Below are 25,836 nucleotides of genomic sequence, written 5' to 3' on the forward strand. Positions count from 1 at the left end.
ACCCCAAGGGAAGTGACAAGGCATGAACAGGGCAGGCAATACAAGCTCCGGTCTGGACATCTCCGACGGCATCGCCCAGATGTACCGCGCGGCGCGCGACCCGCAGGTGGCAGATTTCCGCGCCTGGGCATTGGCCCATTGCCGGCAGTGGGTGGACTTCCACTCGGCGTCCTGGGTCAGCGGGTGCATGCGGGACGGCCGTCCTTTGTTTCACGAGGTTTACACCGAGGGGCTCAAGGCCGGCTACTGGGAGTGCTTTCTCACGCTGGCTGATGGCGATCCGCTGGGGCCGCGTATGTTTGCCAGCCCAGGGCATTCATTTTTGACATCCACTGCAGATTTTCCAGCGCTGATGGTGGAGCGTTGGATGAAGGTGTTTGACGTGGCGTCCGCGATCTCTGGCATGGCGGCCGACCAAGCCACTGGGGTCTACTCCGTCGTGTGTTGGCATCGTGACGCCGCCATGCCCGCCTTGACGGAGCGCCATCGTCAGCTGCATCAGCACTTGCTGCCACATTGGGTCGAGTGTTTGAATATTCATCGGCTGACATCTGCGCTGCGCGAACTGTCGAACCACGCGCTACCCGGCCATCAACTGGCTCTGGTCGACGCAAGCGGCCAACTGCACTTTGCGCAAAACGGTGTCATGCAGTTGCTTGCCAGGGAGTTCGGCGCTGCGCAGGGGGGTGCTTTTCCCGATGCATTGATGTCTGCCTTGCGCAGTGACATCTCCCGGTTCACAGGCAGTCAAATCGTTGCAGCGCGCAAGCTCACGACCTCGGGTTTGTGGTTCGTGCAGTTGCGTGAAAAGTCTGACATGGACAGCTTGACGCCGCGAGAGCTGGAGATCTGCGGCTTGCTTTGCCAGGGTTTGACTGTGAAAACTGCGGCCCGTCAGATTCAAGTGGCGCCCTCTACCGTTGACAATTTACGCAGCCTTGCCTACCGCAAACTCGGCGTGCGCAACCGCACTGAGTTGGCGCGCGCGATGGCGAGCAAGGCTTGAAGTCAACGCGCAGAGCCGGCCTTCGCGCAGGCTCTTGGAGCGCTTTCTCTGATCAAGCGGGAATCACGCGCTGTGCCACGCCGACGTAAAGCGGGATGCCCAACAAGATGTTGAAGGGGAATGTCAGCCCCAGCGACATGCCGAAATAAAGGCTTGGGTTGGCCTCCGGGATGGCGTGGCGGATCACGGCGGGCACGGCGATATAGGAGGCGCTGGCCGCCAACACCATCAGCAGCGCCGCATTACCTTGCGACAGGCCGAAGACCAGGCTCAGCCCTAATGCGATGCTTGCATGCACCAGCGGCGCACCCAGGGCATAAGCAATCAGCAGCGGTGGCTGGCGTTTGAGCCCACCCATATTGCGCGCCGCCAGCAGGCCCATGTCCAGCAAAAAGAAGGCCAACATGCCTTTGAACAAGTCGCCGGCAAAGGGCTTCATCGCGGCTTGGCCCGACACGCCGCTCAAGATGCCCACCACCATCGCGCCGATCAGCAGCAGTTGCGCGCCATCGGTGAGGGCTTCGTGCAGCACCTTGGATAAAGGTCCGGGGTTCTGGGTTGCTGCCGTACTGCCCTGTTTGCGCCGCACCAGATTGGCCAGCAACACGGCCATGATGATGGCGGGCGACTCCATCAGCGCCATGGCCGCAGCCATATGACCGCCGAAGGCGATTTCATGCGTGTCCAGGTATTGCACGGCGGTGATGAAAGTCACCGCGCTGACCGAGCCATAGGTGGCCGCTATGGCCGCTGCGTCAAAGCCGGAGAGGAAGCGGCGCAAGACCCAGTAGCCCATCGCCGGCACCAACACCGCCATCAGCAAGGCCAAGCCCAGGCTGACGCTGACTTCGTGCGTCAGGCCAGATTTAGCGAGGGCAAAGCCACCTTTCAGGCCCAGGGCCATCAGCAGATAAAGCGATAGAAACTTTGATATCTGCGGCGGTATCTCGAGATTGGATCTGAGTGTGCCGGCAATGATGCCGAACACGAAAAAGAGGATGGCTGGATCCAGGAAGCTCTGCATGGTTGAATTTTTCTATTGTTGATGCAGGCCGGCATTGTCCTTTAACTAGAGTTGACGCGCGATCCATGAGGGTATTTGCTGCGCGAGCGCCAGCGCTTCAAGGCCCCAAAACCAGGTGGCGGCTGCGACGGCGAGGCTGAATAGCAAGGCCAGGGCGGCCATGGCGGCGCCGGCCAGGACGGCCAAACCGTCGCGGGCCACCAGGCCCACGCCGAGCAACATCAAGGCCAGCGCCGGAAACAAATTGCCCATCGGGATGGGCAAGATGATCAGGGCCGCCATCAAGCCAACCTTGGCGCTCAAGCAGCGTTCCAGCGCACCGTCGGTCAGATGCGTTAGGCGCTGCCGGGTCAAGCGGCCCGAGTGCGCATAAAAGCGTGCCAGCATGTGCAGCACGCGGGTGGCCCAAAGCCTGGACAGGCCGAACTCACCGACTCTTTGAGGCAGAGCGGCAGAGGCTGCCGAAGCGCCGCGCCAAAAGGTCATCGCCATGGCCAGCAGGCCAAAGCCCAGCACCGAACCAACGCCCGGCAGGGGCATCAGGCAGGGCGCGGCCAAAAGGATCAACAAGGTGCCCTGCGCGGCCGGCCCATGGGCGGCGGCCAGCTGTTGCAGGCTGACACCCTCTGCAGGCAGGTCGGCGGCCGCCTGGCGCAGGCGCTCTGACAAGGCTATGGTCATTGCGTGGCCTAGCCGGCCTCAGTGCATCGCGGCTTGGGGTGCCAGCGTGAGGCCGCTGTCTCTCGGCAGTGCTTGCGGTTGCAGCACGTGGTGCAGATCCCATTGTTCCAGCGCGGTCAACAGCAGCAAGGATTCGCCCGCGTCGATGTGCTGGTCGGCCTCGATCACGGTCACGCAAAGCTGCAGCAGCGTCATGCGCAGCTGTGGGTCGTCGACTTCGGCCATCAGGGCTGACATCGCGGCCGGCGCGACGCGGCAGACGCCGCCTTCGGTGAGCTCGGCCTGATTCAGCAAATCATGGCAAAGCGCCCGCATCACCTCTTGCATTTGCAGGCGGTGCAGACCGAGCTGCGCATAGGCATTCGCCTCTTCCAAGGCTTCGAGTTCAAGCATCGAGAGGCTGCCGTCGGCGAGTGCCGCCAGCGACAAGATGCGGGCAGCGGCTTCGGGGCTGTTGCGGGGGTAGTGACGCATGGGTAAAACTTTTGGACAGTGTTTAGAGCAAAAAGAGGCCGGCGCCGGCAATGGCACTGGAGGCACCAATGCCGGCCAAGAGGCGGCCATCGCGGTGGTTCTTGGCCTTGAACTCGATATAGGCCACATAGAGGACGGTGGCCGCTAACAGTGCGATGGCAATAGCAAGTACGTTCATTTGATTACTCGTCTGAGCCACCGAAGCCGAACAGGCTCAAGAGGCTGGTGAACAGATTGAAGATGGACACGAACAGGCCGACGGTGGCGAGCACATAGTTGGTCTCGCCGCCATTGACGATGCGGCTGGTCTCAAACAAGATCAAGCCGGCCGACAACAAAGCGACCATCGCCGACACCGCCAGGCCCAAGGCCGGGATCTGCAAAAACACGGCGCCCAAGCCAGCTAACAGCGCGATCACCATGCCGGCGAACAGAAAGCCGCCCATGAAGGAAAAGTCCTTCTTGGTGGTCAGCACATAGGACGACAGGGCCAAGAAGGTGGCGCCGGTGGCGGCCAGGGCCAACATGATGGTTTGCGCGCCACCCGGCAAGGCCAGCGACTTGGCCAACACCGGGCCCAGGCTATAGCCCATAAAGCCGGTCAGGGCGAACACGGCCGGGATGGCCCAGCCGCTGTTTTGCAGCTTGTGGATGGCGAACAGCAGGCCGAAAGTGGCGCCGAGCGTCAAGATCAGGCCGGGCGCCGGCAGCTTCATGGCGACCCCTGCGGCTGCGACGGCGGCGCTGAACAGCAGCGTCATCGACAGCAGGGCGTAGGTATTGCGCAAGACGCGGGCGGTGGCCGGGCTGCTGACGGCGGATTGGTCTCGGCTGCCGCTGTGTTGTTCGATGCTGTCAATGACGGCAGGGCTGGCGTAGGTTTTGGTGGCGGTTTCCATGGTGGGGTGTTCTTTCGCTTGAAAAGGGTTGATCGGATCAGCGCTCGCTGGAGGCGGCAACCACGAACTGCAGCCGCTTGTCGCCACGCGGGTGGCTGCGGCCGCGCTGCCAGGCTTTCACCAAGGCATGTGCGGCGCGGGTCAGGGCGGCCTCGAAAGCGGCGCGCCAGGCTTTTGCCGTGGCGACGATCACCAGCGTGCCGGCGCCATGCGTGCGCAACTCCAGGGTGCAGCGCTTGTCGATGCCGCCGCGCGGGCCGTTGACATCACTCATTTGCACGCGGGCAAGGGGTACGTTCAAGGCGACACGGCGCATGGCAAAGCGCAGCCGCTCGGTGGCGACCTCGCGCAGTGCCAGCGCGTCTGCGTCTTTGGATTCGAAATGGACTTGCATATCGGAACTCCTGTGGGCTTGAAGGTGAACGAAGAATAGGTTGCCGCTGTCAAATGAAAAAGCAGATAATCGCGCAACAATACTTCTGTTTAACATGATGAATGGCAGGGCCAAGCGATGAGTCTGAGCTACAGCTACAAGCATCTTTATTATTTTTGGGTGGTGGCCAAGGAGGGCGGCGTGTCGCGCGCGGCCGACCGGCTGGGCATGGCCGTGCAGACCGTCAGCACGCAGGTGCGGGAGCTGGAGCGCGCGCTGGGCTATGCCTTGCTGAAGCCGGCTGGGCGCGGCTTGGTGCTGACCGAGGCGGGGCAGGTGGCGCTGCAGCAGGCCGACCAAATCTTTCAGTTGGGTGAGCAACTACCCGCGCTGGTACGCGACGCGGCCAGCACGCCGACCGTGCGCTTGGCGGTGGGCATCTCCAACGGCCTGCCCAAGCTGGCGGTGCGGCGCCTGCTCTTGCCGGTGATGGACGAGCCGGGCCTGCGCCTGCTCTGCCATGAAGACCAGTTCGAGGGCCTGCTGAGCGAATTGGCGCTGCACCGCCTGGATGTCGTGCTGGCCGACCGGCCGGCGCCGCCCAATCCGAATCTGAAGGTTTACAGCCATTCGCTCGGCGAGTCGCCAATGGCCTGGTATGCGCCCGAGGCCTTTTATGAGCAGGCCTTGCTCGACTTCCCGCGTTCGCTGGCCAAGGTACCGGTCTTGCTGCCGACCACGCATTCGGCGGTACGTGCACGCATTGACCAATGGTTCGAGCGCGTGGGCGTGCAGCCGCGCATCGTCGGTGAGTTCGAGGACAGCGCCTTGCTGGCGACGTTTGGCGGCGGCGGCATGGGCGTGTTTCCGGCCACCGAGCTGGTGCAAGACAAGCTGATCTCCCGCTATGACTTGCGCCGCGTCGGCGATTGCGAGGGCGTGCAGGAGAGCTTTTACGCTATCGGCGCGGACAAGAAGGTGGCCCATCCGCTGATTCGGCAGCTGCTGCTGGCCTGGCATTGAACTAGAATTTGCAGGTTGACGTTTACGTAAGCGTCAACCAAAAAAGCGCGCGTACGGCCTTACGATGGCCGGCGCCCAACAATCTTGGAGACGATATGAACTTGCCCGGCCTGAATTTCCAACTTGGTGAAGACATCGACGCGCTGCGCGATGCCGTGCGTGACTTTGCACAAGCCGAGATCGCGCCGCGTGCGGCCGAGATCGATCACTCCGACCAGTTCCCTATGGACCTGTGGCGCAAGATGGGTGACCTGGGCGTGCTGGGCATTACCGTCGGCGAGGAATATGGCGGCGCGAACATGGGTTATCTGGCCCACATGATCGCGATGGAAGAAATCAGCCGGGCTTCCGCCTCGGTCGGCCTGAGCTATGGCGCGCACAGCAATCTGTGCGTGAACCAGATCAAGCGCAATGGCAATGCGGCGCAAAAAGCCAAATACCTGCCCAAGCTGATCAGCGGCGAGCATGTCGGTGCGCTGGCAATGAGTGAGCCGGGGGCTGGCTCTGATGTCTTGAGCATGAAGCTGCGCGCCGAAGACAAGGGCGGTTACTTCTTGCTCAACGGCAGCAAGATGTGGATCACCAACGGGCCCGACGCCGACACCCTGGTCGTCTACGCCAAGAGCGAGCCCGAGCTGGGCGCACGCGGTGTCACTGCCTTTTTGATCGAAAAAGGCATGCCCGGTTTCAGCGTCGCGCAAAAGCTCGACAAGCTGGGCATGCGCGGAAGCCACACCGGCGAATTGGTGTTCCAGAACGTCGAGGTGCCGACCGAGAACGTGTTGGGTACGCTCAACGGCGGCGCCAAGGTCTTGATGTCGGGCCTCGACTACGAGCGCGCGGTGCTGACCGGCGGCCCGCTGGGCATCATGCAAAGCGTGATGGACAACGTGATCCCCTATATCCACGACCGCAAGCAGTTCGGCCAAAGCATCGGCGAGTTCCAACTGATCCAGGGCAAGGTCGCGGACATGTACACGGTCTTGCAGGCCGGCCGCTCGTTCGCTTACACCGTTGCCAAGAACCTCGATTTGCTCGGCGCCGAGCATGTGCGCCAGGTTCGTAAGGACTGCGCCTCGGTAATTTTGTGGACGGCAGAGAAAGCCACCTGGATGGCCGGCGAGGGCGTGCAGATCTTTGGCGGCAACGGCTATATCAATGAGTACCCGCTCGGCCGCTTGTGGCGTGATGCCAAGCTGTATGAGATCGGAGCGGGCACCAGCGAGATCCGCCGTATGTTGATTGGCCGGGAACTCTTTGCGGAGACCATGTAATTGGTCGAGGCAGCGGTTCAGATCCCGACGCTGCAACGCCAGCGTTGTCGTTTGCGCGAGTTGCGGCCGCTTGATGCCGGCTCGCTGCAAAGGCATGCCGATGACGAGGCGGTCTGGCGCAATATGTTTGAAGGCTTTCCGAGCCCCTATTTACAGGCCGATGCCGAGGCCTGGTGCAGTGGCGGTTGGCGTGATGGTGGGCATGTCTGGGGCATTGAGGTCGACGAACAGATCATCGGCTGCGTCGGTTTTCAGGCACAGGCCGGTTGGCTGCGCTGCAATGCCGAGATTGGCTATTGGATTGGTCAAGCCTTCTGGCGGCGAGGCATCAGCAGTGAAGCGCTAGGCCTGGTGACCGAATGGGCTTGGGCTCATCAGCCTGAATTGAGCCGGCTCTGTGCAGGCATCTTTGCCTGGAATGAAGCTTCGCAGGCAGTGGCTCGCAAAGCCGGCTATCAACTCGAGGCCCGCCTGCCGCAAAGTGCCTTCAAGGCAGGCCGCCTGATCGACCGCGTTGTCTGGGCCAGCTACCGCAATCCCGCAAGTCCGGTGTCATCCGGCGCCGTGACAATGCCGACATGACTACTGAACTCAAAGAACTGCTGGACAGCAACAAGCATTGGGCGGCCGAGACCGAAACGCGGGAGCCCGGCTTTTTCTCACGCCTGCTGAAGCAGCAAACGCCGCAATATCTGTGGATTGGCTGCGCCGACAGCCGCGTGCCGGCCAACGAGCTGGTCAATCTCTTGCCGGGCGAGTTGTTCGTGCACCGCAATGTGGCCAATGTGGTCGTGCACTCGGATCTGAATTGCCTGTCGGTGATGCAGTTCGCGGTTGATGCTTTGAAGGTCAAACATGTGATCGTGGTTGGGCATTCCGGCTGCGGTGGCGTCAAGGCTGCTTTGAACGACACCCGCACCGGCCTCGCCGATAACTGGTTACGTCATGTGCAGGATGTGCGCAACCACCACCAGGAATGGCTGGACACGGTGCCAGCGGCGCAGCGCGTAGACGCCTTGTGCGAGCTCAATGTGCTGGAGCAAGCTCGCAATGCCTGCCAGACCACCGTGGTGCAAGACGCCTGGGCGCGCGGCCAGGAAATCGTCGTGCATGGCTGGGTTTATGGCCTGCACAACGGCTTGCTGGAGGATCTGCGCATCACAGCGGCTTCGGCCGAGCAGGTCGGCCCGGCTTTTTCACGCGCCTTGAGCGCGGTCAAGCTGCGCTATGACAGGCAGCGGCTACAGTCGGCCGACTGACTCAACGCCGAGGCCGCCAATGTTCCCGCAAAAGCTGACCGACTCCCGAGCGTTCGAAATTGCGCAGGCGATGTTGGGCGGCTTTAATCGGCATTACGGCCTGTTTCGCGCTACTTCGGCCGCGGCCAAGGGCCGCTTCGAGCGGGCGGACTGGCACGGCCAGCAGCGTGCTCAGCGCGAGCGTATCGAGTTCTATGACGCCCGGGTCGATGAGGCGATCGCGATGCTGGAGCAGCGCTTCCAGACCAGCAGTTTGCCGATGGACGTCTGGCAGCAGGTCAAGCTGCATTACATCGGCTTGCTGATCGACCACCACCAGCCCGAGCTGGCCGAGACCTTCTTCAATTCGGTCTGCACGCGCGTGCTGCACCACGGCTACTTCCACAACGACTTCATCTTTGTGCGACCCGCCGTCTCGACCGAATACATCGAAAACGAAGAGCCGGCCGCCAAGCCAACCTACCGGGCTTACTACCCGACGCCCGCCAATTTGCGCGAGACCATGCGCCGCGTGGTCACGAACTTCCAGCTCGACCTGGAGTTCGAGGACCTGGGGCGCGATGTGGATTGGGTGCTGAGCGCGGTGCGCAAGGAGTTGGGCAACTTCCGCTGGCGCACCAATTTTCAGATCCAGGTCTTGTCCAGCCTGTTTTATCGCAACAAGGGTGCCTACCTGGTCGGCAAGATCATCAACGGCTTTACCGAGACACCGTTCGCGCTGCCCATTTTGCATAGAGAAGCCCCAGGCAAGCAGGGCCCAGCCTTGCTCTATATCGATGCGATGCTGTTTGGTGAAGACGATTTGCTGATGTTGTTCAGCTTCGCGCGCGCCTACTTCATGGTCGATATGGAGGTGCCCAGTGCTTTTGTAGCTTTTCTGCGTTCGATGATGCCGCGCAAACCGCGCGCCGAAATCTACAGCGCCATCGGCCTGCAAAAGCATGGCAAGAACCTGTTCTATCGCGACTTCCTCTATCACCTGCGCCATTCCTCCGACAAGTTTCGCATCGCACCCGGCATCAAGGGCATGGTGATGCTGGTGTTCGACTTGCCGTCTTACCCCTTCGTCTTCAAGCTGATCAAGGACTTCTTCCCGGCGCAAAAAGAAACCACTCGCGAGCTGATCCAGAGCAAGTATTTGCTGGTCAAACAGCATGACCGGGTTGGCCGCATGGCGGACACGCTGGAATACAGTAACGTCGCATTCCCTCGCCACCGTTTCGAGGATGAGTTGGTGGCGGAGTTGAAGCATTTTTGTCCCAGCCTGCTGGAGATCAAGGGCGACGATCTGGTCTTGAAGCATGTCTATATCGAGCGCCGTATGGTGCCGCTCAATATCTATCTGCAGGAAGCCACACCGGCGCAGATGGAGCATGCGGTGCTGGAGTATGGCAACGCGATCAAAGACCTGCTCGCGGCCAATATCTTCCCCGGCGATATGTTGTGGAAGAACTTCGGCGTCACGCGTCACGGCAAAGTCGTGTTCTACGACTACGACGAAATCGAATACATGACCGATTGCAACTTCCGCCATGTGCCGCAGCCGCGCAATGAGGAAGAAGAAATGTCGGGCGAGATTTGGTACCGGGTCGGACCGCGCGATGTTTTTCCCGAGACCTTCGGCCCCTTCTTGCTCGGCCACCCCGGTGTGCGCGAGCTGTTCATGCGTCACCATGCCGATCTGCTCGACGCCGACTATTGGCAGCAACACAAGCTGCGCATTCAGGCCGGCCATGTGCACGATGTCTTCCCCTATGACCCGCACAAACGCTTTGCCTACACGGCGGGTCAGAACAAGCATCCCCATGTCGATGGTGCAGCGCTGATCGCAGCAAGCCATCACGATCTTCCCGTTCAATAAACCAGGAGCATTCCCATGTCTGATTCCATCGTCATCGTTTCCGCCGCCCGCACCCCCATCGGCGGCTTGTTGGGCGACTTCGCCGGCTTGCAAGCCTGGGAGTTGGCGGCCGTCGCCATCAAAGCCGCAGTCGAGCGTGCCGGCGTCCCCGGCGACGCGATTGAAGAAGCCTTCATCGGCAACTGCCTGATGGCCGGTCAAGGCCAGGCTCCGGCGCGGCAGGCGGTGCTGAAGGCCGGCCTGCCGCAGTCGGTGGGTGCAGTGACCTTGAGCAAGATGTGCGGCGCCGGCATGCGCGCCACCATGTTCGCGCATGACACGCTGAAGGCCGAGAGCGCTGACATCCTGATCGCCGGCGGCATGGAGTCGATGACCAATGCTCCGCATCTGATGTTCGCCCGCAAGGGCGTCAAGTACGGCGCCGCGCAGATGTATGACCATATGGCGCTGGACGGCCTGGAAGACGCTTACCAGCGCGGTAAGGCGATGGGTGTGTTTGCCGAACAATGCGTGGCCAAGTACGGCTTCACGCGTGAAGCGCAAGACGCCTTCGCGGTCGCGTCGACCGAGCGCGCCATACGCGCCAACGAGGACGGCAGCTTCGCTTGGGAAATGGCGCCGGTGACGGTCGCCGGTCGTGCCGGTGACACCGTCTTCAGCCGCGACGAGCAGCCCTTCAAAGCCAAGCTGGACAAGATCGCCGGCCTTAAAGCCGCCTTCGTCAAGGACGGCACCATCACCGCTGCCACTTCGTCCAGCATCTCCGACGGCGCCGCCGCCATGGTCTTGATGCGCGAGAGCCATGCTGCGAAGTTGGGTCTGAAGCCGGTCGCCCGCATCGTCGGCCATGCCGTGCACGCGAACGCGCCGGAGTGGTTCACCACCGCCCCGGTCGGCGCGATCCAAAAGCTCTTGGCCAAGAACGGCTGGGATGCCAAGAGCGTCGATCTGTGGGAAGTCAACGAAGCCTTCGCGGCCGTCACGATGGCGGCAATGGCCGAGTTCAAACTGCCGCATGAAATCGTCAACGTCAACGGCGGCGCGGTCGCCTTGGGCCACCCAATTGGCGCCTCCGGTGCCCGCATTCTGGTGACCCTGATCGGCGCCTTGAAGCATCGCGGCCTGAAGCGCGGCGTAGCCGCTCTTTGCATTGGCGGCGGCGAGGCGACTGCGATGGGTGTTGAGCTGATCTGATGGCGCAGACCCTGATCATCGGCGCCTCGCGCGGCATCGGCCTGGAGTTCGTGCGCCAATGCCGCGCCGCTGGTGGCAAGGTCGTCGGTACGGCGCGCAGCGAGGCCGGTCTGGCTTTGTTGCAAGCCGAGGGCGCCACCGCGATCAAGCTGGATGTAGCCGACACGGCCAGCGCCTCTGGCCTGGCCTGGCAGATCGATGGCTACCAATTCGATCAAGTGCTGTTCGTGGCCGGCGTATTCGGCCCGCGCAGCGCTGGATTGCAAACGCCCACCGAGGCCGATTTCGATGCCGTCATGCATGCCAATGTGTTGGGGCCTATGCGGGTCTTGCCGCAACTGGTGGACGCCTTGGCGCCGGGTGCAAAGCTGGGCGTGCTGTCCTCGCGCATGGGCTCGCTTGCCTTGCGCGAGAACAGCAGCGGCTGGCTCTACCGCGCCTCCAAGGCGGCGGTCAACTCGGTGCTCAAAGATGCCTCGATTGCCTTGCGTGAGCGCGCCATCTGCATCAGTTTTCACCCCGGCTGGGTGCGCACCGAGATGGGTGGCGAAGGCGCCGACATCGATGTGCGGACCAGTGTGGCCGGCATGCGGGCCGTGCTGGCCGGCTTGAAGCCGGCCGACAACGGCAGCTTTTTCAATTACGACGGCCAGCCCCTGGCCTGGTGACGAGACACAATCAATATGTTGCTTAGCGAAGACCATCTGGCCGTGCAAGACGCGGTGCGCGCTTATGTGCAGGCCGAGATTGCTCCCAAGGCCGCGCAGTGGGACAAGACCCACCATTTCCCTGCCGCTGAGTTGCAGGGTTTGGCCGAACTCGGCTGCTACGGCGTGGCCGTGCCGACCGAGTATGACGGCGCCGGCCTGGACTACCTTGCGCTGAGCGTCATCCTGGAAGAAATCGCCGCCGGCGATGGCGCGACCTCGACCGTGGTCAGCGTCAATAATTGCCCCTGTTGTTCGATCCTGATGGGCTTCGGCAATGAGGATCAAAAGCAGCGTTTTCTGAAGCCCCTGGCGCGCGGCGACATGCTCGGCGCCTTCTGCCTGACCGAGCCGCATGTCGGCTCCGAGGCCGGCGGCCTGCGCACCACGGCCGTGCTGGACGGCGGCGAGTATGTGCTCAACGGCGTCAAGCAATTCATCACCAGCGGCAAGAACGGCGACGTGGCCATTGTGATGGCGGTCACCGACAAAGCCGCCGGCAAAAAAGGCATCAGCGCCTTTTTGGTGCCAACCAACACGCCCGGCTACGAGGTCGACCGGGTCGAAGACAAGATGGGCCAGCACGCCAGCGACACGGCGCAGATCCGTTTCGAGAACTGCCGTGTTCCCGTCGGCAATCGTCTGGGCGAAGAAGGCCAGGGCCTCAAGATCGCCTTGGCCGGTTTGGAAGGCGGCCGCATCGGCATCGCATCGCAGGCGGTCGGCATGGCGCGCGCCGCCTTCGAGGCGGCGCTGAGCTATGCCAAGCAGCGCGAATCCTTTGGCCAGCCCATCTTCAATCACCAGGCGATCAACTTCAAGCTGGCCGATATGGCCACACAGATCGAAGCCGCAAGGCAGCTGATTCACCATGCCGCCAGCTTGAAGGATGCCGGCAAGCCCTGCTTGAAAGAAGCGGCGATGGCCAAGCTCTTCGCCACCGAGATGGCCGAACGCGTCTGCTCCGACGCGATCCAGGTCCATGGCGGTTACGGTTATGTCAGCGACTTCCCCGTCGAGCGCATCTACCGCGATGTGCGGGTCTGCCAGATCTATGAAGGCACGTCCGAGGTGCAGAAGATCCTGATCGGGCGCGCGCTGGCTTGACCCTTTTGGTAGCGGTTTACGCTACTTGGTCAGATCATTCTGTTCTTGTGCCGCGGCAGGTCTACAGTGCGTCACCGCCGCAGACCGTGCGCAGCACAAAAGGACAGGAATGCTCATGAGCTTGGAGACAAGGCAGCTTGGACCACTCAGCTTCAAGATTGCCGATCAGGCGCAGGAGTTCGAGGCCATTCATGGCCTGAACTACCGCACCTTCGTTGATGAAATCCCTCAGCATCAGAGCAACCCCGAGCAGCGCCTGGTGGACCGCTTCCATGCGCAGAACACTTATGCGATCTGCTTGCACCAGGGGGAGCTGGTCGGGATGATCGCGGGCCGCTGCGAGCGCCCGTTCTCGCTTGACGGCAAGCTCGGCGATCTGCAGCAGCATTTGCCGCCGCATCAGAAGGCGGTGGAGATTCGCTTGTTGGCGGTGGCACCGGCGTTTCGCAAGCATGGGGTGTTTGCTCGGCTTGCCGGTGTTTTGGCCCGTTACTTCCGTGCCCAGGGCTGCGATCTGGCCCTGATCTCGGGCACGCTGCGCCAGACCAAGCTGTACGCGCATCTCGGCTTTCAGGCCTTTGGCCCGCTGGTGGGCAGTGCCGAGGCGCCGTATCAGCCGATGCTGATGCGGCTGCCCGACTATGCGGCCAAATCCGGCCATCTGGAGTTTTTGTCTGACGGCCAGCATGCGAGCTTTTTGCCGGGCCCGGTGACGATCGCCCCAGCCGTCGCGCAGGCCTTGGCGGCGCCGGCACTCTCGCACCGCGGCTCCGTCCATTTGCAGCGTTTGGCGCGGGTGCGGCAGCGTTTATGTGAGCTGGGTCACTGCGAGGGCGCCTTGGTGTTTCCGGGCACCGGCACCTTGGCCAATGATGCGGTGGCGGGCCAGCTCTCCTTGCTCGGTGGGCGCGGGTTGGTGATCAGCAACGGCGAGTTCGGTGAGCGGCTAGCCGACCATGCGCAGCGCTGGCGCCTGCCACACCAGCTGATGCGTCTGCCATGGGGTCAGGCGCTCAGCGCAGCGGCGCTGGAGCAAGCGCTGGCCGAGCAGCGGCCCGATTGGGTTTGGGTGGTGCTGAGCGAGACCTCCACCGGCATGCTCAACCCGCTTGACATGTTGCGCGAGGTCTGTATGCGCTTTGGCGCGCGCTTGTGCGTGGATGCGGTCAGTGCGTTTGGATTGCAGGCCTTGGACTTGCGCGGCGTGTGGCTGGCGAGCGCCGTTAGCGGCAAGGCCTTGGGTTCCTATGCCGGGCTGGCCATCGTCATGCACAACGGCGATCTGCAGCCCGCCGGGGCCCTGCCTCGTGCGATTGATCTGGGTGGTTTTGCGCAGGCCGACGGTGTGCCCTATACGCAAAGCTCCAATTTATTGGCCGCGCTTGAGGCGGCGCTGGCGATCGACTGGCCGGCGCGCTGGCAGGCTGTGCGCGAGGCCGACGCTGCGCTGCGGCTTGCGCTCGGCGCCGATGGCGATGGCGATGTTGAAGCTTGGCGTTTGCTGGTAGATGGCCCGCACGCCATGCCGGGCATTTTGACCCTGGCGCTGGGACCGTCCTTGCGGGCGGGCCGCGTTGGCCAGCGTCTGGAGCGAGCCGGCTTCAAGCTTGCCTGGCAGAGCAGTTATCTGCATGAACGCAACTGGCTGCAGATCTGTTTGATGGGCGCCTGGAGTGAGGCGGCGCTGGCTTTGCTGCCGCAGCGGCTCAGGCTGGCTGCCGGCACGGTCTGAGTCCTTAGCGCCCTGTCGCGCTCAATCAGCTCGCTTTGAGTTGCGAAGCCTTGGCTCATAGAGTCTGGGTCATCTCAGCCCAATTGCTGCATGGACTCGGTTTGTTGCGGAAAGCCCCGATCGTGGGTGCGCCGGCGCGCTGTACAAAACGTACACAGACACTCGAAATCACTTTTCCTAGAATGGCGTCACTTTGCAGCAAGGCCCTCCGATCTGCGTTCAACAGACGGGCCTGCAGCGCCTTCATAAGCTTCTAGGGAGAGATCATGTTCACACCGTCCGTTCAACTCAATCAAAACTCAAGTTTTCGCCCCTTCTTGTTGGGCCTGAGCCTATCCGCTGCAGTCTTGCTGAGCGCCTGTGGCGGCGGCGGTGGCGGCAGTGACGGTGGCGGCACGGTCGTCCCACCACCACCGGTGGATGGGCCAGACTTGATGGTGACCGCAGACCCGACCTCGATCGGCGAAATTCCTTCCGGCACCGCGCAAACCATGATCAGGTTCAAGTTGAGCAATGTGGGCAAGGGTGCGGCGGTGTCGACCGACTTCAATATCGTCGCCGATGCGCTGCTGCAAGACATGAAGGTGCTCAACTGCAAATCAGACAATGCGGGCACCGCCTGCCCGACGATCCTCGGATCGCGCATGGCGATCAGCAATTTGCTGCCTGGCACGACGCTCAGCTTCGATGTGTTCGGCACGGTCAAGTCCGGCACCAGCGGGACGGTCAATTTCGAGGCTTCAGCCAATTCGACGGGAGCCGGCCAGCTTTCCAGCAGCAAGCAGGCTGTGGGTCTGAAGGCCTATACGGTGGACGTCGGTGTGCAGGTCACCGGGCCGACAGCACCCGTGCCCCTGGGCGACAGTTTTGAATTTGTGGTGACGGTCGGCAACCAAGGGCCCGATGCAGCCAAAGGTGTCGATTTGATCCTGACTGCGTCGAGCATTCCGGTCGGAACAGCGCCTAGCCTTGGCGCAATGACCTGCACGGCATCCGGCGGAGCTGTCTGCCCGACTGCTTTGAGCGTCGCCAAGATGACCCTGCCCAATGTGCCCAAGGACGGCAGCCTGGTGTTCAAGCTGCCCTACAGCTTTGCGCCTGGCCAAAGCGCAAAAATGGTGTTCAACGCCGACCTGACTGCCAAGGGCGACAACAACCTCAGCAATAACAGCTTCACGCTGCTGACGCCTTAATCTCAGGGCAAGGTGTTGGCGAGCCCGCCACTCTTGAGGATTCTCTGCAGGCTGCCATCGGCCTTCATGCTGAGCAAGCCCTTGTCGAAGGCGGCTATCAGTTCACTGGCCTGCGGGTGCGTCTTGGCGAAGGCCAGGTAGGTGTCCTTGCGCTCCAGGCCTGGTGACAGCCATTCGACTTGGGCCTTCAGCGAAGGCTCACGCTCCAAGCTGGCCAGGCCGGCCTCTTTGGCGCCGAAGGCCAGGTCGATACGGCCAAGGGCTAGCTTTTGCAGGTTCTTTTGCAGCGAGCCGGCGGGGTCAAAGCGCAGGCTCTTGTCGCTCAAGATCGGCGGCAGATAACTGCCTCGCTCGACGCCAATCAAGAGGCTCTTCAGCTGTTGTGCCGTTTGTAATTGATGCTTAGCGCCCTTGCGCGCAAAGAAACCCAGCTCTTGCTGCAAGATCGGCTGGCTGAAATCAAACATCAACTCGCGCTCGGCGTTACGCCAGATACCCAAGATGCCGCAGCGACCGTCGCTGCCGTCCTTCAAGATCCGCGCCCAGGGCATGAACTCGGCCTTGAGTTCATAGCCCGAGCGTCGCAAAGCCTCGGTAGCAATTTGAATCACCGGCCCGCCTTGCGGCAGCTCGGGGCTGTTGTAAGGCGAGAAGTTTCCGACGCAAATGTCCACCGGCGGCCCTGCTGCTATGGCCGCGCCCATGCCCAGCCAGAGCAGCAGGGCTGCATGCGCAAAGAAACCTGAGAACTTCGGATGGGACATGGCTCGCCCACCATAGCGCCTAAGCGGCGCTGGCTCAAGTGGGTTTAGCCCGGCTGGATCGGGACGTCAGAGTTCTGCCACGCTCTTGATGCGCTGCGGCATGGCCACCACCTGCTCAGTGGCCGGCGCTGCCCGACCGTGGAATCTATCCAGCAAGGCTTGCTGCTTGGCCCGCACGGTGACCACATTGGCATGTTTGACATGGCCATAACCACGGATCTGCTCGGGCAAGCGTGCCAGTTGCACGGCCAGCTCCAGCTTGTCGGCGCTCAAGCCGGCCAGCAACTCATTGACGAGGCTCTCATAGTCGCCGATCAGGCGGCGCTCCATGCGGCGCTCATCGGTCTTGCCAAAAATGTCCAAGGCGCCACCGCGCAAGCCCTTGAACTTGGCCAGAAGCTTGAAGGCCTTGAAGGTCCAGCTACCCAGCTCGATCTTCTTGGCGCGGCCATCGGCGCCCGGCTTGGAAATCAGCGGCGGTGCGAGGTGGAAGGAGAGGGACTCCCAGTTCTCGAACTGCGCCTTCATCGCGGCCTCGAACGTGCCGTCGGTATACAGGCGCGCGACCTCGTACTCGTCCTTGATCGCCAGCAGCTTGGCGTAGTAGCGCGCCACCGCTTTGCTCAAGCGCTCGGTTTTGCCGGCTTCACCCAAAGCGGCCTCGGCTTGGCGGACCTTGCTCACCAGAGCCAGATAGCGTTGTGCATAGGCGCTGTCCTGATAGGCGGTCAAGTGGCTGGCGCGGCGAGCGAGTAGGCCGTCTTCGCCGTCAAGGCGGTCGAAATTGAGGACTTGAATGACTTGGCCTAACTTGCCAGCCAAGCGGCGCAAGGCCTCGGGATTCGCGATCGCCAAACGACCGAGCGCAAACGCGGTCTTGTTGCCTTCGACCGCCACGCCGTTCAACTCCATTGCGCGAATCAGCGCCGCCTCGCTCAGCGGCACGAGGCCGCGCTGCCAGCAGGCACCCAGCATGACGATATTGGCCGGCATGGTGTCGCCCATCAGCTCTTGAGCGATTGCTTGAGCGTCGATGGTCGTCATCAACTCAGGCTTGCCCCCTACCGCATGCAGCATCTTGGCCAGCAGCGACTCGCCTTGCAAGCTGGCATCCGGGTTGCGCACAAAGGCTGCGGTCGGCAGCTCATGCGTGTTGGCCAGCACGACCGTACGGCCAGGCTTGACGGTGCCCAAGGCATCCGGCGAGGCGCCGACGACCATATCGCAGGCCAAGAGCACATCGGCCTGCTGGGTGTCGATACGCACCTGATTCAGCAGGTCTTGCGTCGGCGCCACGCGCACAAAGCTCAAGACCGAGCCGCCTTTTTGCGCGAAGCCCATGAAGTCCAGCACCGAAGCCTGCTTGTGTTCCAGATGCGCGGCCATGCTGATCAAGGCGCCGACGGTAACGACGCCGGTGCCGCCGACGCCGGTCACCAGCAGGTCGAATGGACCGGTCCATTGCCAGGGGGCGGGCGCCTGAATGGCCGCGATTTCGCGCGCCAGATCGGCGGGCGTGAAGCCGGCGCCGGCGCGCTTTTTCAGCTGAGCACCATGCACCGACACAAAGCTCGGGCAAAAGCCATTGACGCAGGAGAAATCTTTGTTGCAACTGCTTTGCTCGATCTGGCGCTTGCGGCCAAAGTCGGTTTCCACCGGCACGACAGACAGGCAGTTGGACGCCTGGCCGCAGTCGCCGCAGCCCTCACAAACCGCCTGGTTGATGAAGATGCGCTTGGGCGGATCGACCATTTCCTTCTTCTTGCGGCGACGCCTCTTCTCGGCCGCGCAGGTCTGGTCGTAGATCAGAATCGTGACGCCCTCGATCTCGCGCAGCTCGCGCTGCACCGCGTCCAACTCGCTGCGGTCGTGAAACGTCGTGCCGGCAGGGAACAGACCGTGGTGACCGTCGTACTTGCCAATTTCATCGGACACCACGACCAGGCGCTTGACGCCCTCGGCCTCGACCTGGCGCGCGATCTGCGGCACGCTGGTCTGGCCGTCGACCGGCTGGCCGCCGGTCATCGCGACGGCGTCGTTGTAGAGGATCTTGTAGGTGATATTGGTCTTGGCCGCGATCGCCTGGCGGATCGCCAGATAGCCGGAATGGTAGTAAGTGCCGTCGCCAAGATTCTGGAACACATGCTTTTCGGTCGTGAAGCGGCTGTGCGCCGCCCAGTCCACGCCCTCGGCACCCATCTGAATCAGCCCCGAGGTGCCGCGCTCCATCCAGCTGGCCATGAAGTGGCAGCCGATGCCGGCCAAGGCGCGCGAGCCTTCGGGCAGCTTGGTCGAGGTGTTGTGCGGGCAGCCGGAGCAGAAATAGGGCTGGCGGCGCACGCCGTCGGCCGCATTGGAGAGCAGGCAGGGCGTGAGGAAGTCCACCACCAGATGGCGCCGGTCTAGCGCCGGATTCAAGCGGGCCAGCCAGTCGGCGACGGTGGCCATGATGCGCGAAGGCCGCAGCTCGCCCAAGGCGCTCAACACCGCCGCACCATGCTCATCCGTCTTGCCGATCACATGCGGGCGCTGTGCGTCGGGCAGGTGGTAGAGCAGCTCCTTGATCTGGCGCTCGACGACCGGCGCTTTTTCCTCGATCACCAGCATATCGGTCAGGCCTTGGGCGAACTCGCTCATGCGGGTGGCCTCCAGCGGGAATACCAGGCCGACCTTGTAGACGCGCACACCGGCGGCGGCCAAGGCGTTCGGGTCCAGGTCCAGACGGCGCAAGACTTCCATGAAGTCGTAATGCGCTTTGCCGACGGTAACGATGCCTAAAGTTGCTGCCGGGCTGCTGACGATGTGCTTGTCGATGCTGTTGAGCTTGGCGAAGGCCTTGACGGCGTTGAGCTTGTGCTCAAGCCGCGTCTCCAGCTCCAGCGAGGGCAGGTCGACCGCGCGGATATGCAGGTCGACCGGCGGCACATGGTCCACCGGCAGCTCGAAGTCCAGCGGCACGCCGTCCAGATCGACCGTCATGCCGCTTTCGACCACCTCCGAGATCGCCTTGAAGCCGACCCAGGTCGAGGAGAAACGGCTCAGCGCCCAGCCGTAAAGCCCGAACTCCAGATACTCGGCCACATTGCCCGGGTGGACGATGGGCATATGCCAGGCTTGCAGGGCCAGATCGCTTTGGTGCGGGGTGCTGCTTGAAACGCAACCATGGTCATCGCCGCAGACCACCAGCACGCCGCCTAACTTCGAGGTGCCGTAGACATTGCCATGCTTGAGCGCGTCGCCGCTGCGGTCCACGCCCGGGCCCTTGCCGTACCACATGGCGAACACACCGTCTGCCGTGCGCTTGGGGTCGAGGGCGACGCGCTGCACGCCCAGGCAGGCGGTGGCTGCGAGGTCTTCGTTGATGGCGGGCAAGAAGTTGACCTTGGCTGCATCGAGGAACTTTTTGGCCTTCCAGAGTTGCTGGTCGACCATGCCCAGCGGGCTGCCGCGGTAGCCGGAGACGAAGCCGGCGGTGTGCAAGCCTTTGCTTTCGTCCTGTGCTTTTTGCGCCAGCAGCAGGCGCACCAAGGCTTGGGTGCCGGTCAGAAAGACCGCGCCGGAGGTGGCAGCGAGGTTGTCCGAAAGCTTGTAATCGCGCAGCGTTGGCGATCCAACTAGGGTGGTGCTTGTGATCTCAGACATGGGCAATCCTGGCGGCAATGGGCTGGCGAGATTTTTCATCAAGTCAGCAAGTGATTGTTGCCCGCATTGCCGCTGTCAAGCATTCAAATGAGAGAATTCAACTCAAAGAGGTGGCAAATGGAGAATGAACGTTTTGATCGGGCGAGCCGCGAGATTCTTGCCGCTTTGCAGGACGATTGCCGGCAGAGCACGCAGGCGCTGGCCGACAAGGTGGGCTTGTCGGCCACGCCGGTCTGGCGGCGCATCAAGGAGCTGGAAGACAGCGGCGTGATCCGTCGCCATGTGGCGCTGGTGGACCGCGAAAAGCTGGGTCTGAATATCTGCGTGCTCGCTAACGTCAGCCTGGTGCGGCATAGCGAAGGGGCGGTCGAGCAGTTCGAGCGCCTGGTGCTGGCCAGCCGCGAGATCATCGAATGCCACGGCATCACCGGCGAGGCCGATTACGTGATCAAGGTGGTGGTGCCCGATATGAAGGCCTATGACCTTTTTCTGCAGGGCCAGATCTTCAAGGTGCCGGGCGTGGCCAGCGTGCGCAGCAATGTGGTGCTGCGCGAGGTGAAGTATGAGACGGCACTGCCTGTGAGCGCATAGGCTGCAGGCGGTGGAGCCGCGTTGAGTGGCTCAAATTTATTCGTTTGGGCTCCACTCGTTTCAAGGGTTTGCAATACCATGTGTGAGCTTGCGAGAGGATGCCGTGAACGACGACGATTTGATTGCCTTTGCGGACGAGGAAGTTGCCCATCGATGTGTCCCCGGTGCGTCCTGGGTGGTGCTGGTCGTGGACGACGAGCCCAGTGTGCATGAGGTGACCGCGCTGGTCCTTGCCGAATTGGTGTTGGATGGGCGCGGCGTCGATTTTTTGCATGCCAGCAGTGCCGGCCAGGCCCAGGCGCTGCTGGGGCAGCGCGACGATGTCGCCGTGGTGTTGCTGGATGTGGTGATGGAAACCGAAACGGCGGGTCTGGATTTGGTGGCGCGTATACGCCACGAGTCGCTCAGCCCAAGCACGCGTATCGTCATTCGCACCGGCCAGGCCGGCGCGTTCTCGGAGCACGAGGTACTGCGCCAGTTTGACGTGAATGAGTATTGCCACAAGACCGACATGACCGATCGGGTCCTGAACCGAATCTGCCTGTTGGCCTTGCGCAATTACCGCGATATCTTGACTGCCAGGAGCCTGCCATGAGTAGCGTCGATGTTGCCGGCCGAAGTGCGGCGCTATTTTCCGTCGATGAGGGCCGCAGCTTGGCCGAAGCGGCTTTGCGCTCCATCACGCTGAGCACCTCGCGTGCGCAAGGCGAGGAGTTCTTTCGTGTGCTGGTGCGCGACCTGGCGCAGGCGCTCGACGTGCAATACGTGATTGCCGCTGAGGTCTGCACGGTCGAGACCGGTGAAGCCTCGCGCACCTTGGCGGTCTGGGCCGGCAGCGACTTTGCGCCGAATATGACCTATTCGCTGGAAGGCACGCCCTGTCAGAACGTGGCCGACCAGACCATGTGCTTCCATGCCTGCGGCGTGCAGGCCGCTTTTCCGCAGGATAGCCTGTTGGTGGAGATGGGCGCGCACAGCTATATCGGCATGCCTATGGTCGGCACCCATGGCAAGACCCTGGGTATTCTGATTGCTCTGGATGTGCGGGAGATGCAGGAAAGCAAGCGGCTGCTGGCGCTGTCGCTGTTGTCGATTTTCGCCGCGCGCTGCGCCGCCGAACTGCAGCACCGGGCGCGCGAGGCCGAGCTGGAGGCCAAAGTGGCACTGCGTACACATGCGCTGGAGGAAGCCCGCGCCCATCTGGTCGAGCATGAGAAGCTGGCTGCCTTGGGCGGGTTGGTGGCCGGCATGGCCCACGAGGTGAACACGCCCATCGGGGTGGCGGTCACTTCGGCCTCGGGCCTGCAACGTTTTGCGACCGAGATCACCGAGATGCTGGCCACCGAGAAGGTTTCGCGCAGCCGTTTGGCGACGCTGGCCTCACAGATCTCGCAGTCGGTGGAATTGGTCGAACGCAATCTGCAGCGCGCGGCGGAGTTGATGGGCAATTTCAAAAGCCTGGCGGTGGACCAGAGCTCCGAGGTGGTGACCGAGTTCGAGTTGGCCGACTACCTGAGCAAGGTCACGACGGCCCACCAGGCCGAGATCAGCAAATGCGGCGCCAGCCTGAGTTTGCGCGTACCGTCGGGCTTGCGCGTGCGCATGGCGGCCGGCATGCTGGCGCAGATCACCTCCAATCTGCTGATGAACGCGTTGCTTCACGGCGCTCGCCCCGCGCTGGAGTTGTGCCTGACGGTAGAGACGCGTGGCCGCGACCTGCGCTATGTGTTCGAAGACAACGGCGTCGGTGTCAGCGCCGAGGTGCGCGCCCGTATGCTCGAGCCTTTTTACACCACCCGCCGTGGCGCGGGCGGCAGCGGCCTGGGTTTGCACATTGTTTACACCCTGGTGCAGCGTCTGGCGGGCAAGCTGTCGCTGGAGAGTCGGCCGGGCGAGGGGCTGAGTGTGACGCTCGACTTGCCCGACTTGCTGGTGGCGGCTTAGACCTTGTCCGGCTTGGATAAATTCGACCGCCGCATCCTCGCGCTGCTGCAGCAAGACGCGCGCATCAGCTCGGAGCTGATCGCCGCCGAAGTGGGCTTGTCGGCCACCGCCGTGCAGCGCCGCATCAAGAAGCTGCGCGAGGACGGCGTGATCGTCGCGCAGGTGGTGGTGCTGGAGCCGCGAGCCCTCGGGCGCGGCGTGACGGCGCTGATCGAGGTCACGCTGGCCGAGGCCAGCCGCGAGGCGGTGATCGACGGTTTCAAGCGCCGCATGGCCGAGCAGGCCGAGGTGCAGCAATGCTATTACGTCGCCGGCGAGAGCGATTTCGTGCTGATCGTGACTGCCGTCGACATGGCCGATTACGAGGCTTTGACGCGGCGCTTGTTTTTCGACGACAGCAATATCAAAAAGTTCCGCTCCACCTTTGTGCTTGAGGCCAGCAAGCGCAGCCTCAGTCTGCCCGTCGATTCAATCTAGATTCAAGTCGCATTGATAGGCGATGAGTTCGGGGTCTTTGCCTCGCAGCGCTTCCGACGCGGCCGGGTCTAAACGCACAAAGCCGCATTTCTCCAGCACCCGGGCGGAGGCCGGATTAGCTGGGCTGGCCACGGCGACTAGGCGCCGCAGACCCAGTTCTTGCATTGCCAAGGCCTTCATTTGAACGACCGCTGCGGTCGCCACGCCGGCACCGGCCTGGTCTTGCCCCACTCGGTAGCCGAGCTCGGCCACGCCGGCCAGCGAATCCACGTCTTTCAAATTGGATCGCCCCACAATGACGCCGGCCTCGTCCAGCAGCAGGGCGGGAAACCAACGTCCTTGGGCATGAGCTGCCAGCAGCTCGGCGATATGTTGCTCTACACCTGCTCGGGTGTAGAAGGCCTCGCCGCGCAGGGCAACATGCTGCTCGAACCAGCCGCGATTGCGGGTTTCAAAGTCCAGCAGCGCTGGGCAATCGGCCGGCGTCAGCAGGCGTATCTTGACGATTTTCTTGATGGTCTTCATGCCTGTATTTTGAAGTGGAATCAGCCTAGTACGCAGTTTCGCGGCGCGCAGCTTCAAGGATTCGCCGCGCCGCTGCGCCTGAGTTTGCCGACAATTTCGGCATGACGACCTCACACCTCACCCCCACTCCCACCCTCAATCCAAGCCCCTTCGAACTTCTTGACCCTCGCTTCGAGGACTGCGTGCGCAGCAGCGCCCAGATCGAGCAGCTCTACACCGGCTGCCGCTGGGCCGAAGGGCCAGCCTACTTTCCGGCGCAGCGCTCGCTGGTCTGGAGCGATATCCCGAATGAGCGCATGCTGCGTTTTGACGAATGCACGGGCCAGGTCGGCGTGTTTCGGCAACCCAGCGGCTATAGCAATGGCAATACGGTTGACCGCGAGGGTCGCTTGATCACTTGCGAGCATGGCGGCCGACGCGTCGTGCGCACCGAACACGATGGCCGCATCAGCGTGCTGGCCGACTGCTATCAAGGCAAGCGTTTGAACAGCCCCAACGACGTGGTCGTCAAGTCCGACGGCACGATTTGGTTCACCGACCCGAACTACGGCATCACGTCAAACTACGAAGGCGTCAAGGCCGAGCAGGAGCAGCCCGGCTGCTATGTCTACCGTCTGGATCCCATAACCGGCGATCTGCGCGTGGTGGTGGATGACTGCAAGGGCCCGAATGGACTGGCTTTTTCGCCCGACGAGCGCACGCTCTACATCGTTGACACCGAGCAGGGCTGCGGCACCATGCGTCGTTTTGCAGTGGGCGCCGATGGCGTGAGTTTGAGTGGCGGTGAGGTATTCATCACATGCGAGACTGGCTTTTACGACGGCTTTCGCTGCGATGACCAAGGCCGCATCTGGACCAGTGCCGGCCGCGCCATCCACTGCCATTTGCCGGACGGCACCCTGATCGGCCGCATCAAGATGCCCGAGCGCGTGTCCAATCTCGTCTTCGGCGGCCCCAAGCGCAATCGCTTGTTCATCTGCGCGACGACGTCGCTTTACGCTGTCTTGCTGGCGGCGGATGGGGCCAAGACCTTCTGACCCGGACTAGGCCATCAATGCTCGATGGACTTGCCCAGCTTCTTGCCCAGCGCAATCGCACCGCCGCCGTTGCGTACATTGGTGTAGCCCATTCGTTGCAGCAAGCCCAATGCTTGCTCGGCGCGGCCGCCCGAAGAGCAATACAGCACGATGGGCGCGTCATGGTCAGGCGCCATCTGAGAGACCAGATGACTCATCTGCGGCAGCGGCAGGCAATGCGCATCAGGGAGATGACCCGCCATGTATTCGGCATAGGAGCGCACATCGATCAGCAGCGCATCCTCTGGCAGCGCTTGTTCGCGCTGCCTGCTGCCGGCATGCGGCTGATCGGATTCATGGTGGTAGTGCGGCTCTTCTTGCGCAGCCATGTGCGCGTCAATCGGTAAATAGAACGATGCCCAGGTCATGATGGTCTTCTCCTAAAGCGCAGGGTCGACGGGCTTTAGAGCAAAAACATGGCTAGGCCAAGGAGGCTGCCTTGATCTGCTGCGAGCCGGACCCTGTTTTACATCAAGTACCAAGACTTGGCGAGTGGGAATTCAGTGACCGCTTTGTCCGTGGGCCCGCGTGTGAAATATTGTCGCTTTCCGGCCAATCGGGTGACTTGCTCTGGAAGGGGCGACTGCTCTCCCGAAACTCATCAATTGCGCGCCATTGACTGCAGCATTTCGCCCATCTTCTGGTGCAGCAGATTGATCGCCTTGAGCGGTCGGATCATGACCTTGAAGTCGCAGATGCGGCCGGCTTCATCCCAACGGATGATGTCGACGCCATTGATTTCAATCCCGTCCACCTCGGCGATGAATTCCAGCATTGTGTCCCGAGGCCCGACGATCTCTCGCAAGTAGCGGAACTTGCCCGGCTTGAGCAGCACTTGCAGCGCGCCGGCCAAATACATGCGGGTCAAGGCTTTGCCCTGCTGCGGTTTGTGCACCACGGGCGAATGGAAGATCACGTCGTCTGCAAGCAGTTCGTCGAGCGCCTGCGCGTCGGCACTGTCGATGATGTGATGCCAAAGCTTCAAGGTGTCCAACATGCGGGTTCCTCAG

27 protein-coding genes are annotated in these 25,836 nt (G+C 62.4%); 16 read left to right on the forward strand and 11 right to left on the reverse strand.

Annotated features, from left to right (window positions below; translation table 11 throughout):
• Positions 1 to 22: 22 nt before the first annotated feature.
• Complete coding sequence (locus LNV08_RS14270; RefSeq protein ID WP_263534388.1) at positions 23 to 1,006, forward strand: helix-turn-helix transcriptional regulator; 984 nt, start codon at positions 23 to 25, stop codon at positions 1,004 to 1,006.
• A 52-nt stretch (positions 1,007 to 1,058) separates the two neighbouring features.
• Here the strand turns inward: LNV08_RS14270 and LNV08_RS14275 are convergent, their stop codons facing one another.
• From LNV08_RS14275 to LNV08_RS14300, 6 genes are read right to left on the reverse strand one after another with little or no spacing between them, the layout of a single operon-like run.
• Positions 1,059 to 2,030, reverse strand: a complete 972-nt coding sequence (locus LNV08_RS14275) for a sodium-dependent bicarbonate transport family permease (RefSeq protein ID WP_263534389.1) — start codon at positions 2,028 to 2,030, stop codon at positions 1,059 to 1,061.
• A gap of 45 nt (positions 2,031 to 2,075) precedes the next feature.
• The gene (locus LNV08_RS14280; RefSeq protein WP_263534390.1) at positions 2,076 to 2,711 is read right to left on the reverse strand and encodes an exopolysaccharide biosynthesis protein; all 636 of its coding nucleotides are present in this window, start codon (positions 2,709 to 2,711) and stop codon (positions 2,076 to 2,078) included.
• An 18-nt stretch (positions 2,712 to 2,729) separates the two neighbouring features.
• Entirely contained in the window at positions 2,730 to 3,185 is a 456-nt protein-coding gene (locus LNV08_RS14285; protein ID WP_263534391.1) for a TerB family tellurite resistance protein, read from the reverse strand.
• Positions 3,186 to 3,207: 22 nt separating this feature from the next.
• On the reverse strand, positions 3,208 to 3,363 hold the full coding sequence (locus tag LNV08_RS14290; protein WP_263534392.1) for a hypothetical protein: 156 nt from the start codon (positions 3,361 to 3,363) through the stop codon (positions 3,208 to 3,210).
• Between the two features lie 4 nt (positions 3,364 to 3,367).
• Positions 3,368 to 4,084, reverse strand: a complete 717-nt coding sequence (locus tag LNV08_RS14295) for a Bax inhibitor-1/YccA family protein (protein ID WP_263534393.1) — start codon at positions 4,082 to 4,084, stop codon at positions 3,368 to 3,370.
• Between the two features lie 37 nt (positions 4,085 to 4,121).
• Positions 4,122 to 4,478, reverse strand: coding sequence for an HPF/RaiA family ribosome-associated protein (locus LNV08_RS14300; protein WP_263534394.1), 357 nt, complete (start codon positions 4,476 to 4,478; stop codon positions 4,122 to 4,124).
• 117 nt (positions 4,479 to 4,595) lie between these two features.
• Between LNV08_RS14300 and LNV08_RS14305 the strand changes: the two genes are divergently transcribed.
• The 10 genes from LNV08_RS14305 (at position 4,596) to LNV08_RS14350 (ending at position 15,807) form a co-directional block, all read left to right on the forward strand.
• Positions 4,596 to 5,480: a LysR family transcriptional regulator gene (locus tag LNV08_RS14305; RefSeq protein WP_263534395.1), complete on the forward strand. Its 885-nt coding sequence runs from the start codon at positions 4,596 to 4,598 to the stop codon at positions 5,478 to 5,480.
• A 95-nt stretch (positions 5,481 to 5,575) separates the two neighbouring features.
• Positions 5,576 to 6,754 carry an isovaleryl-CoA dehydrogenase gene (locus LNV08_RS14310; RefSeq protein WP_263534396.1) on the forward strand — a complete coding sequence of 393 codons (1,179 nt, stop codon included), beginning with the start codon at positions 5,576 to 5,578 and terminating at the stop codon, positions 6,752 to 6,754.
• Positions 6,755 to 7,336, forward strand: a complete 582-nt coding sequence (locus tag LNV08_RS14315) for a GNAT family N-acetyltransferase (RefSeq protein WP_263534397.1) — start codon at positions 6,755 to 6,757, stop codon at positions 7,334 to 7,336.
• Positions 7,333 to 8,013 carry a carbonate dehydratase gene (gene can / locus LNV08_RS14320; protein WP_263534398.1) on the forward strand — a complete coding sequence of 227 codons (681 nt, stop codon included), beginning with the start codon at positions 7,333 to 7,335 and terminating at the stop codon, positions 8,011 to 8,013. The genes LNV08_RS14315 and can overlap by 4 nt, the downstream gene beginning before the upstream one ends.
• A gap of 19 nt (positions 8,014 to 8,032) precedes the next feature.
• Complete coding sequence (aceK, locus tag LNV08_RS14325) at positions 8,033 to 9,874, forward strand: bifunctional isocitrate dehydrogenase kinase/phosphatase (RefSeq protein WP_263534399.1); 1,842 nt, start codon at positions 8,033 to 8,035, stop codon at positions 9,872 to 9,874.
• 15 nt (positions 9,875 to 9,889) lie between these two features.
• Positions 9,890 to 11,068 (forward strand): acetyl-CoA C-acyltransferase, encoded by a 1,179-nt coding sequence (locus tag LNV08_RS14330; protein ID WP_263534400.1) that lies wholly within the window; start codon positions 9,890 to 9,892, stop codon positions 11,066 to 11,068.
• A complete protein-coding gene (locus tag LNV08_RS14335; protein ID WP_263534401.1) occupies positions 11,068 to 11,736 on the forward strand; it encodes an SDR family oxidoreductase in 669 nt (222 codons plus the stop codon). The genes LNV08_RS14330 and LNV08_RS14335 overlap by 1 nt, the downstream gene beginning before the upstream one ends.
• A 15-nt stretch (positions 11,737 to 11,751) precedes the next feature.
• The gene (locus LNV08_RS14340; RefSeq protein ID WP_263534402.1) at positions 11,752 to 12,882 is read left to right on the forward strand and encodes an acyl-CoA dehydrogenase family protein; all 1,131 of its coding nucleotides are present in this window, start codon (positions 11,752 to 11,754) and stop codon (positions 12,880 to 12,882) included.
• 115 nt (positions 12,883 to 12,997) lie between these two features.
• A complete protein-coding gene (locus LNV08_RS14345) occupies positions 12,998 to 14,614 on the forward strand; it encodes a GNAT family N-acetyltransferase (protein ID WP_263534403.1) in 1,617 nt (538 codons plus the stop codon).
• Between the two features lie 266 nt (positions 14,615 to 14,880).
• Complete coding sequence (locus LNV08_RS14350) at positions 14,881 to 15,807, forward strand: DUF11 domain-containing protein (protein WP_263534404.1); 927 nt, start codon at positions 14,881 to 14,883, stop codon at positions 15,805 to 15,807.
• 2 nt (positions 15,808 to 15,809) lie between these two features.
• Here the strand turns inward: LNV08_RS14350 and LNV08_RS14355 are convergent, their stop codons facing one another.
• A complete protein-coding gene (locus tag LNV08_RS14355; RefSeq protein ID WP_263534405.1) occupies positions 15,810 to 16,571 on the reverse strand; it encodes a substrate-binding periplasmic protein in 762 nt (253 codons plus the stop codon).
• 66 nt (positions 16,572 to 16,637) lie between these two features.
• The gene (locus LNV08_RS14360) at positions 16,638 to 20,213 is read right to left on the reverse strand and encodes an indolepyruvate ferredoxin oxidoreductase family protein (RefSeq protein WP_414858743.1); all 3,576 of its coding nucleotides are present in this window, start codon (positions 20,211 to 20,213) and stop codon (positions 16,638 to 16,640) included.
• Between the two features lie 117 nt (positions 20,214 to 20,330).
• Between LNV08_RS14360 and LNV08_RS14365 the strand changes: the two genes are divergently transcribed.
• From LNV08_RS14365 to LNV08_RS14380, 4 genes are all read left to right on the forward strand, one after another.
• Positions 20,331 to 20,804 (forward strand): Lrp/AsnC family transcriptional regulator, encoded by a 474-nt coding sequence (locus tag LNV08_RS14365; protein ID WP_263534406.1) that lies wholly within the window; start codon positions 20,331 to 20,333, stop codon positions 20,802 to 20,804.
• A 103-nt stretch (positions 20,805 to 20,907) separates the two neighbouring features.
• Positions 20,908 to 21,399 carry a response regulator gene (locus tag LNV08_RS14370; RefSeq protein ID WP_263534407.1) on the forward strand — a complete coding sequence of 164 codons (492 nt, stop codon included), beginning with the start codon at positions 20,908 to 20,910 and terminating at the stop codon, positions 21,397 to 21,399.
• Positions 21,396 to 22,748 carry a GAF domain-containing sensor histidine kinase gene (locus LNV08_RS14375; RefSeq protein ID WP_263534408.1) on the forward strand — a complete coding sequence of 451 codons (1,353 nt, stop codon included), beginning with the start codon at positions 21,396 to 21,398 and terminating at the stop codon, positions 22,746 to 22,748. The genes LNV08_RS14370 and LNV08_RS14375 overlap by 4 nt, the downstream gene beginning before the upstream one ends.
• Before the next feature lie 12 nt (positions 22,749 to 22,760).
• Positions 22,761 to 23,225, forward strand: coding sequence for an Lrp/AsnC family transcriptional regulator (locus LNV08_RS14380; RefSeq protein ID WP_263534409.1), 465 nt, complete (start codon positions 22,761 to 22,763; stop codon positions 23,223 to 23,225).
• On the opposite strand, the gene LNV08_RS14385 is transcribed toward LNV08_RS14380, so the two are convergent.
• Positions 23,217 to 23,750, reverse strand: coding sequence for a GNAT family N-acetyltransferase (locus tag LNV08_RS14385; protein WP_263534410.1), 534 nt, complete (start codon positions 23,748 to 23,750; stop codon positions 23,217 to 23,219). The genes LNV08_RS14380 and LNV08_RS14385 overlap by 9 nt on opposite strands.
• A gap of 101 nt (positions 23,751 to 23,851) precedes the next feature.
• Between LNV08_RS14385 and LNV08_RS14390 the strand changes: the two genes are divergently transcribed.
• Entirely contained in the window at positions 23,852 to 24,787 is a 936-nt protein-coding gene (locus LNV08_RS14390; RefSeq protein WP_263534411.1) for an SMP-30/gluconolactonase/LRE family protein, read from the forward strand.
• A gap of 14 nt (positions 24,788 to 24,801) precedes the next feature.
• Here LNV08_RS14390 and LNV08_RS14395 read toward each other — a convergent pair whose 3' ends face one another.
• Both LNV08_RS14395 and LNV08_RS14400 read right to left on the reverse strand, forming a co-directional pair.
• Positions 24,802 to 25,194 (reverse strand): rhodanese-like domain-containing protein, encoded by a 393-nt coding sequence (locus LNV08_RS14395; RefSeq protein WP_263534412.1) that lies wholly within the window; start codon positions 25,192 to 25,194, stop codon positions 24,802 to 24,804.
• Positions 25,195 to 25,427: 233 nt separating this feature from the next.
• Complete coding sequence (locus tag LNV08_RS14400; RefSeq protein WP_263534413.1) at positions 25,428 to 25,823, reverse strand: nuclear transport factor 2 family protein; 396 nt, start codon at positions 25,821 to 25,823, stop codon at positions 25,428 to 25,430.
• Positions 25,824 to 25,836: the final 13 nt, after the last annotated feature.

The organism is Paucibacter sp. TC2R-5 (genome assembly GCF_025717605.1).
In the GTDB taxonomy this organism is placed as follows: domain Bacteria; phylum Pseudomonadota; class Gammaproteobacteria; order Burkholderiales; family Burkholderiaceae_C; genus Paucibacter_A; species Paucibacter_A albus.

Bases quoted from the DNA above. Each gene is read 5' to 3' on its own strand.
- LNV08_RS14340 (WP_263534402.1), top strand. From the start codon at position 11,752: ATGTTGCTTAGCGAAGACCATCTGGCCGTGCAAGACGCGGTGCGCGCT.
- can (WP_263534398.1), top strand. From the start codon at position 7,333: ATGACTACTGAACTCAAAGAACTGCTGGACAGCAACAAGCATTGGGCG.
- LNV08_RS14375 (WP_263534408.1), top strand. From the start codon at position 21,396: ATGAGTAGCGTCGATGTTGCCGGCCGAAGTGCGGCGCTATTTTCCGTC.
- LNV08_RS14395 (WP_263534412.1), bottom strand. From the start codon at position 25,194: ATGACCTGGGCATCGTTCTATTTACCGATTGACGCGCACATGGCTGCG.
- LNV08_RS14330 (WP_263534400.1), top strand. From the start codon at position 9,890: ATGTCTGATTCCATCGTCATCGTTTCCGCCGCCCGCACCCCCATCGGC.
- LNV08_RS14310 (WP_263534396.1), top strand. From the start codon at position 5,576: ATGAACTTGCCCGGCCTGAATTTCCAACTTGGTGAAGACATCGACGCG.
- LNV08_RS14285 (WP_263534391.1), bottom strand. From the start codon at position 3,185: ATGCGTCACTACCCCCGCAACAGCCCCGAAGCCGCTGCCCGCATCTTG.
- LNV08_RS14360 (WP_414858743.1), bottom strand. From the start codon at position 20,213: ATGTCTGAGATCACAAGCACCACCCTAGTTGGATCGCCAACGCTGCGC.
- LNV08_RS14385 (WP_263534410.1), bottom strand. From the start codon at position 23,750: ATGAAGACCATCAAGAAAATCGTCAAGATACGCCTGCTGACGCCGGCC.
- LNV08_RS14390 (WP_263534411.1), top strand. From the start codon at position 23,852: ATGACGACCTCACACCTCACCCCCACTCCCACCCTCAATCCAAGCCCC.
- LNV08_RS14270 (WP_263534388.1), top strand. From the start codon at position 23: ATGAACAGGGCAGGCAATACAAGCTCCGGTCTGGACATCTCCGACGGC.
- LNV08_RS14295 (WP_263534393.1), bottom strand. From the start codon at position 4,084: ATGGAAACCGCCACCAAAACCTACGCCAGCCCTGCCGTCATTGACAGC.
- aceK (WP_263534399.1), top strand. From the start codon at position 8,033: ATGTTCCCGCAAAAGCTGACCGACTCCCGAGCGTTCGAAATTGCGCAG.
- LNV08_RS14300 (WP_263534394.1), bottom strand. From the start codon at position 4,478: ATGCAAGTCCATTTCGAATCCAAAGACGCAGACGCGCTGGCACTGCGC.
- LNV08_RS14290 (WP_263534392.1), bottom strand. From the start codon at position 3,363: ATGAACGTACTTGCTATTGCCATCGCACTGTTAGCGGCCACCGTCCTC.
- LNV08_RS14335 (WP_263534401.1), top strand. From the start codon at position 11,068: ATGGCGCAGACCCTGATCATCGGCGCCTCGCGCGGCATCGGCCTGGAG.
- LNV08_RS14365 (WP_263534406.1), top strand. From the start codon at position 20,331: ATGGAGAATGAACGTTTTGATCGGGCGAGCCGCGAGATTCTTGCCGCT.
- LNV08_RS14305 (WP_263534395.1), top strand. From the start codon at position 4,596: ATGAGTCTGAGCTACAGCTACAAGCATCTTTATTATTTTTGGGTGGTG.
- LNV08_RS14350 (WP_263534404.1), top strand. From the start codon at position 14,881: ATGTTCACACCGTCCGTTCAACTCAATCAAAACTCAAGTTTTCGCCCC.
- LNV08_RS14280 (WP_263534390.1), bottom strand. From the start codon at position 2,711: ATGACCATAGCCTTGTCAGAGCGCCTGCGCCAGGCGGCCGCCGACCTG.
- LNV08_RS14345 (WP_263534403.1), top strand. From the start codon at position 12,998: ATGAGCTTGGAGACAAGGCAGCTTGGACCACTCAGCTTCAAGATTGCC.
- LNV08_RS14400 (WP_263534413.1), bottom strand. From the start codon at position 25,823: ATGTTGGACACCTTGAAGCTTTGGCATCACATCATCGACAGTGCCGAC.
- LNV08_RS14275 (WP_263534389.1), bottom strand. From the start codon at position 2,030: ATGCAGAGCTTCCTGGATCCAGCCATCCTCTTTTTCGTGTTCGGCATC.
- LNV08_RS14355 (WP_263534405.1), bottom strand. From the start codon at position 16,571: ATGTCCCATCCGAAGTTCTCAGGTTTCTTTGCGCATGCAGCCCTGCTG.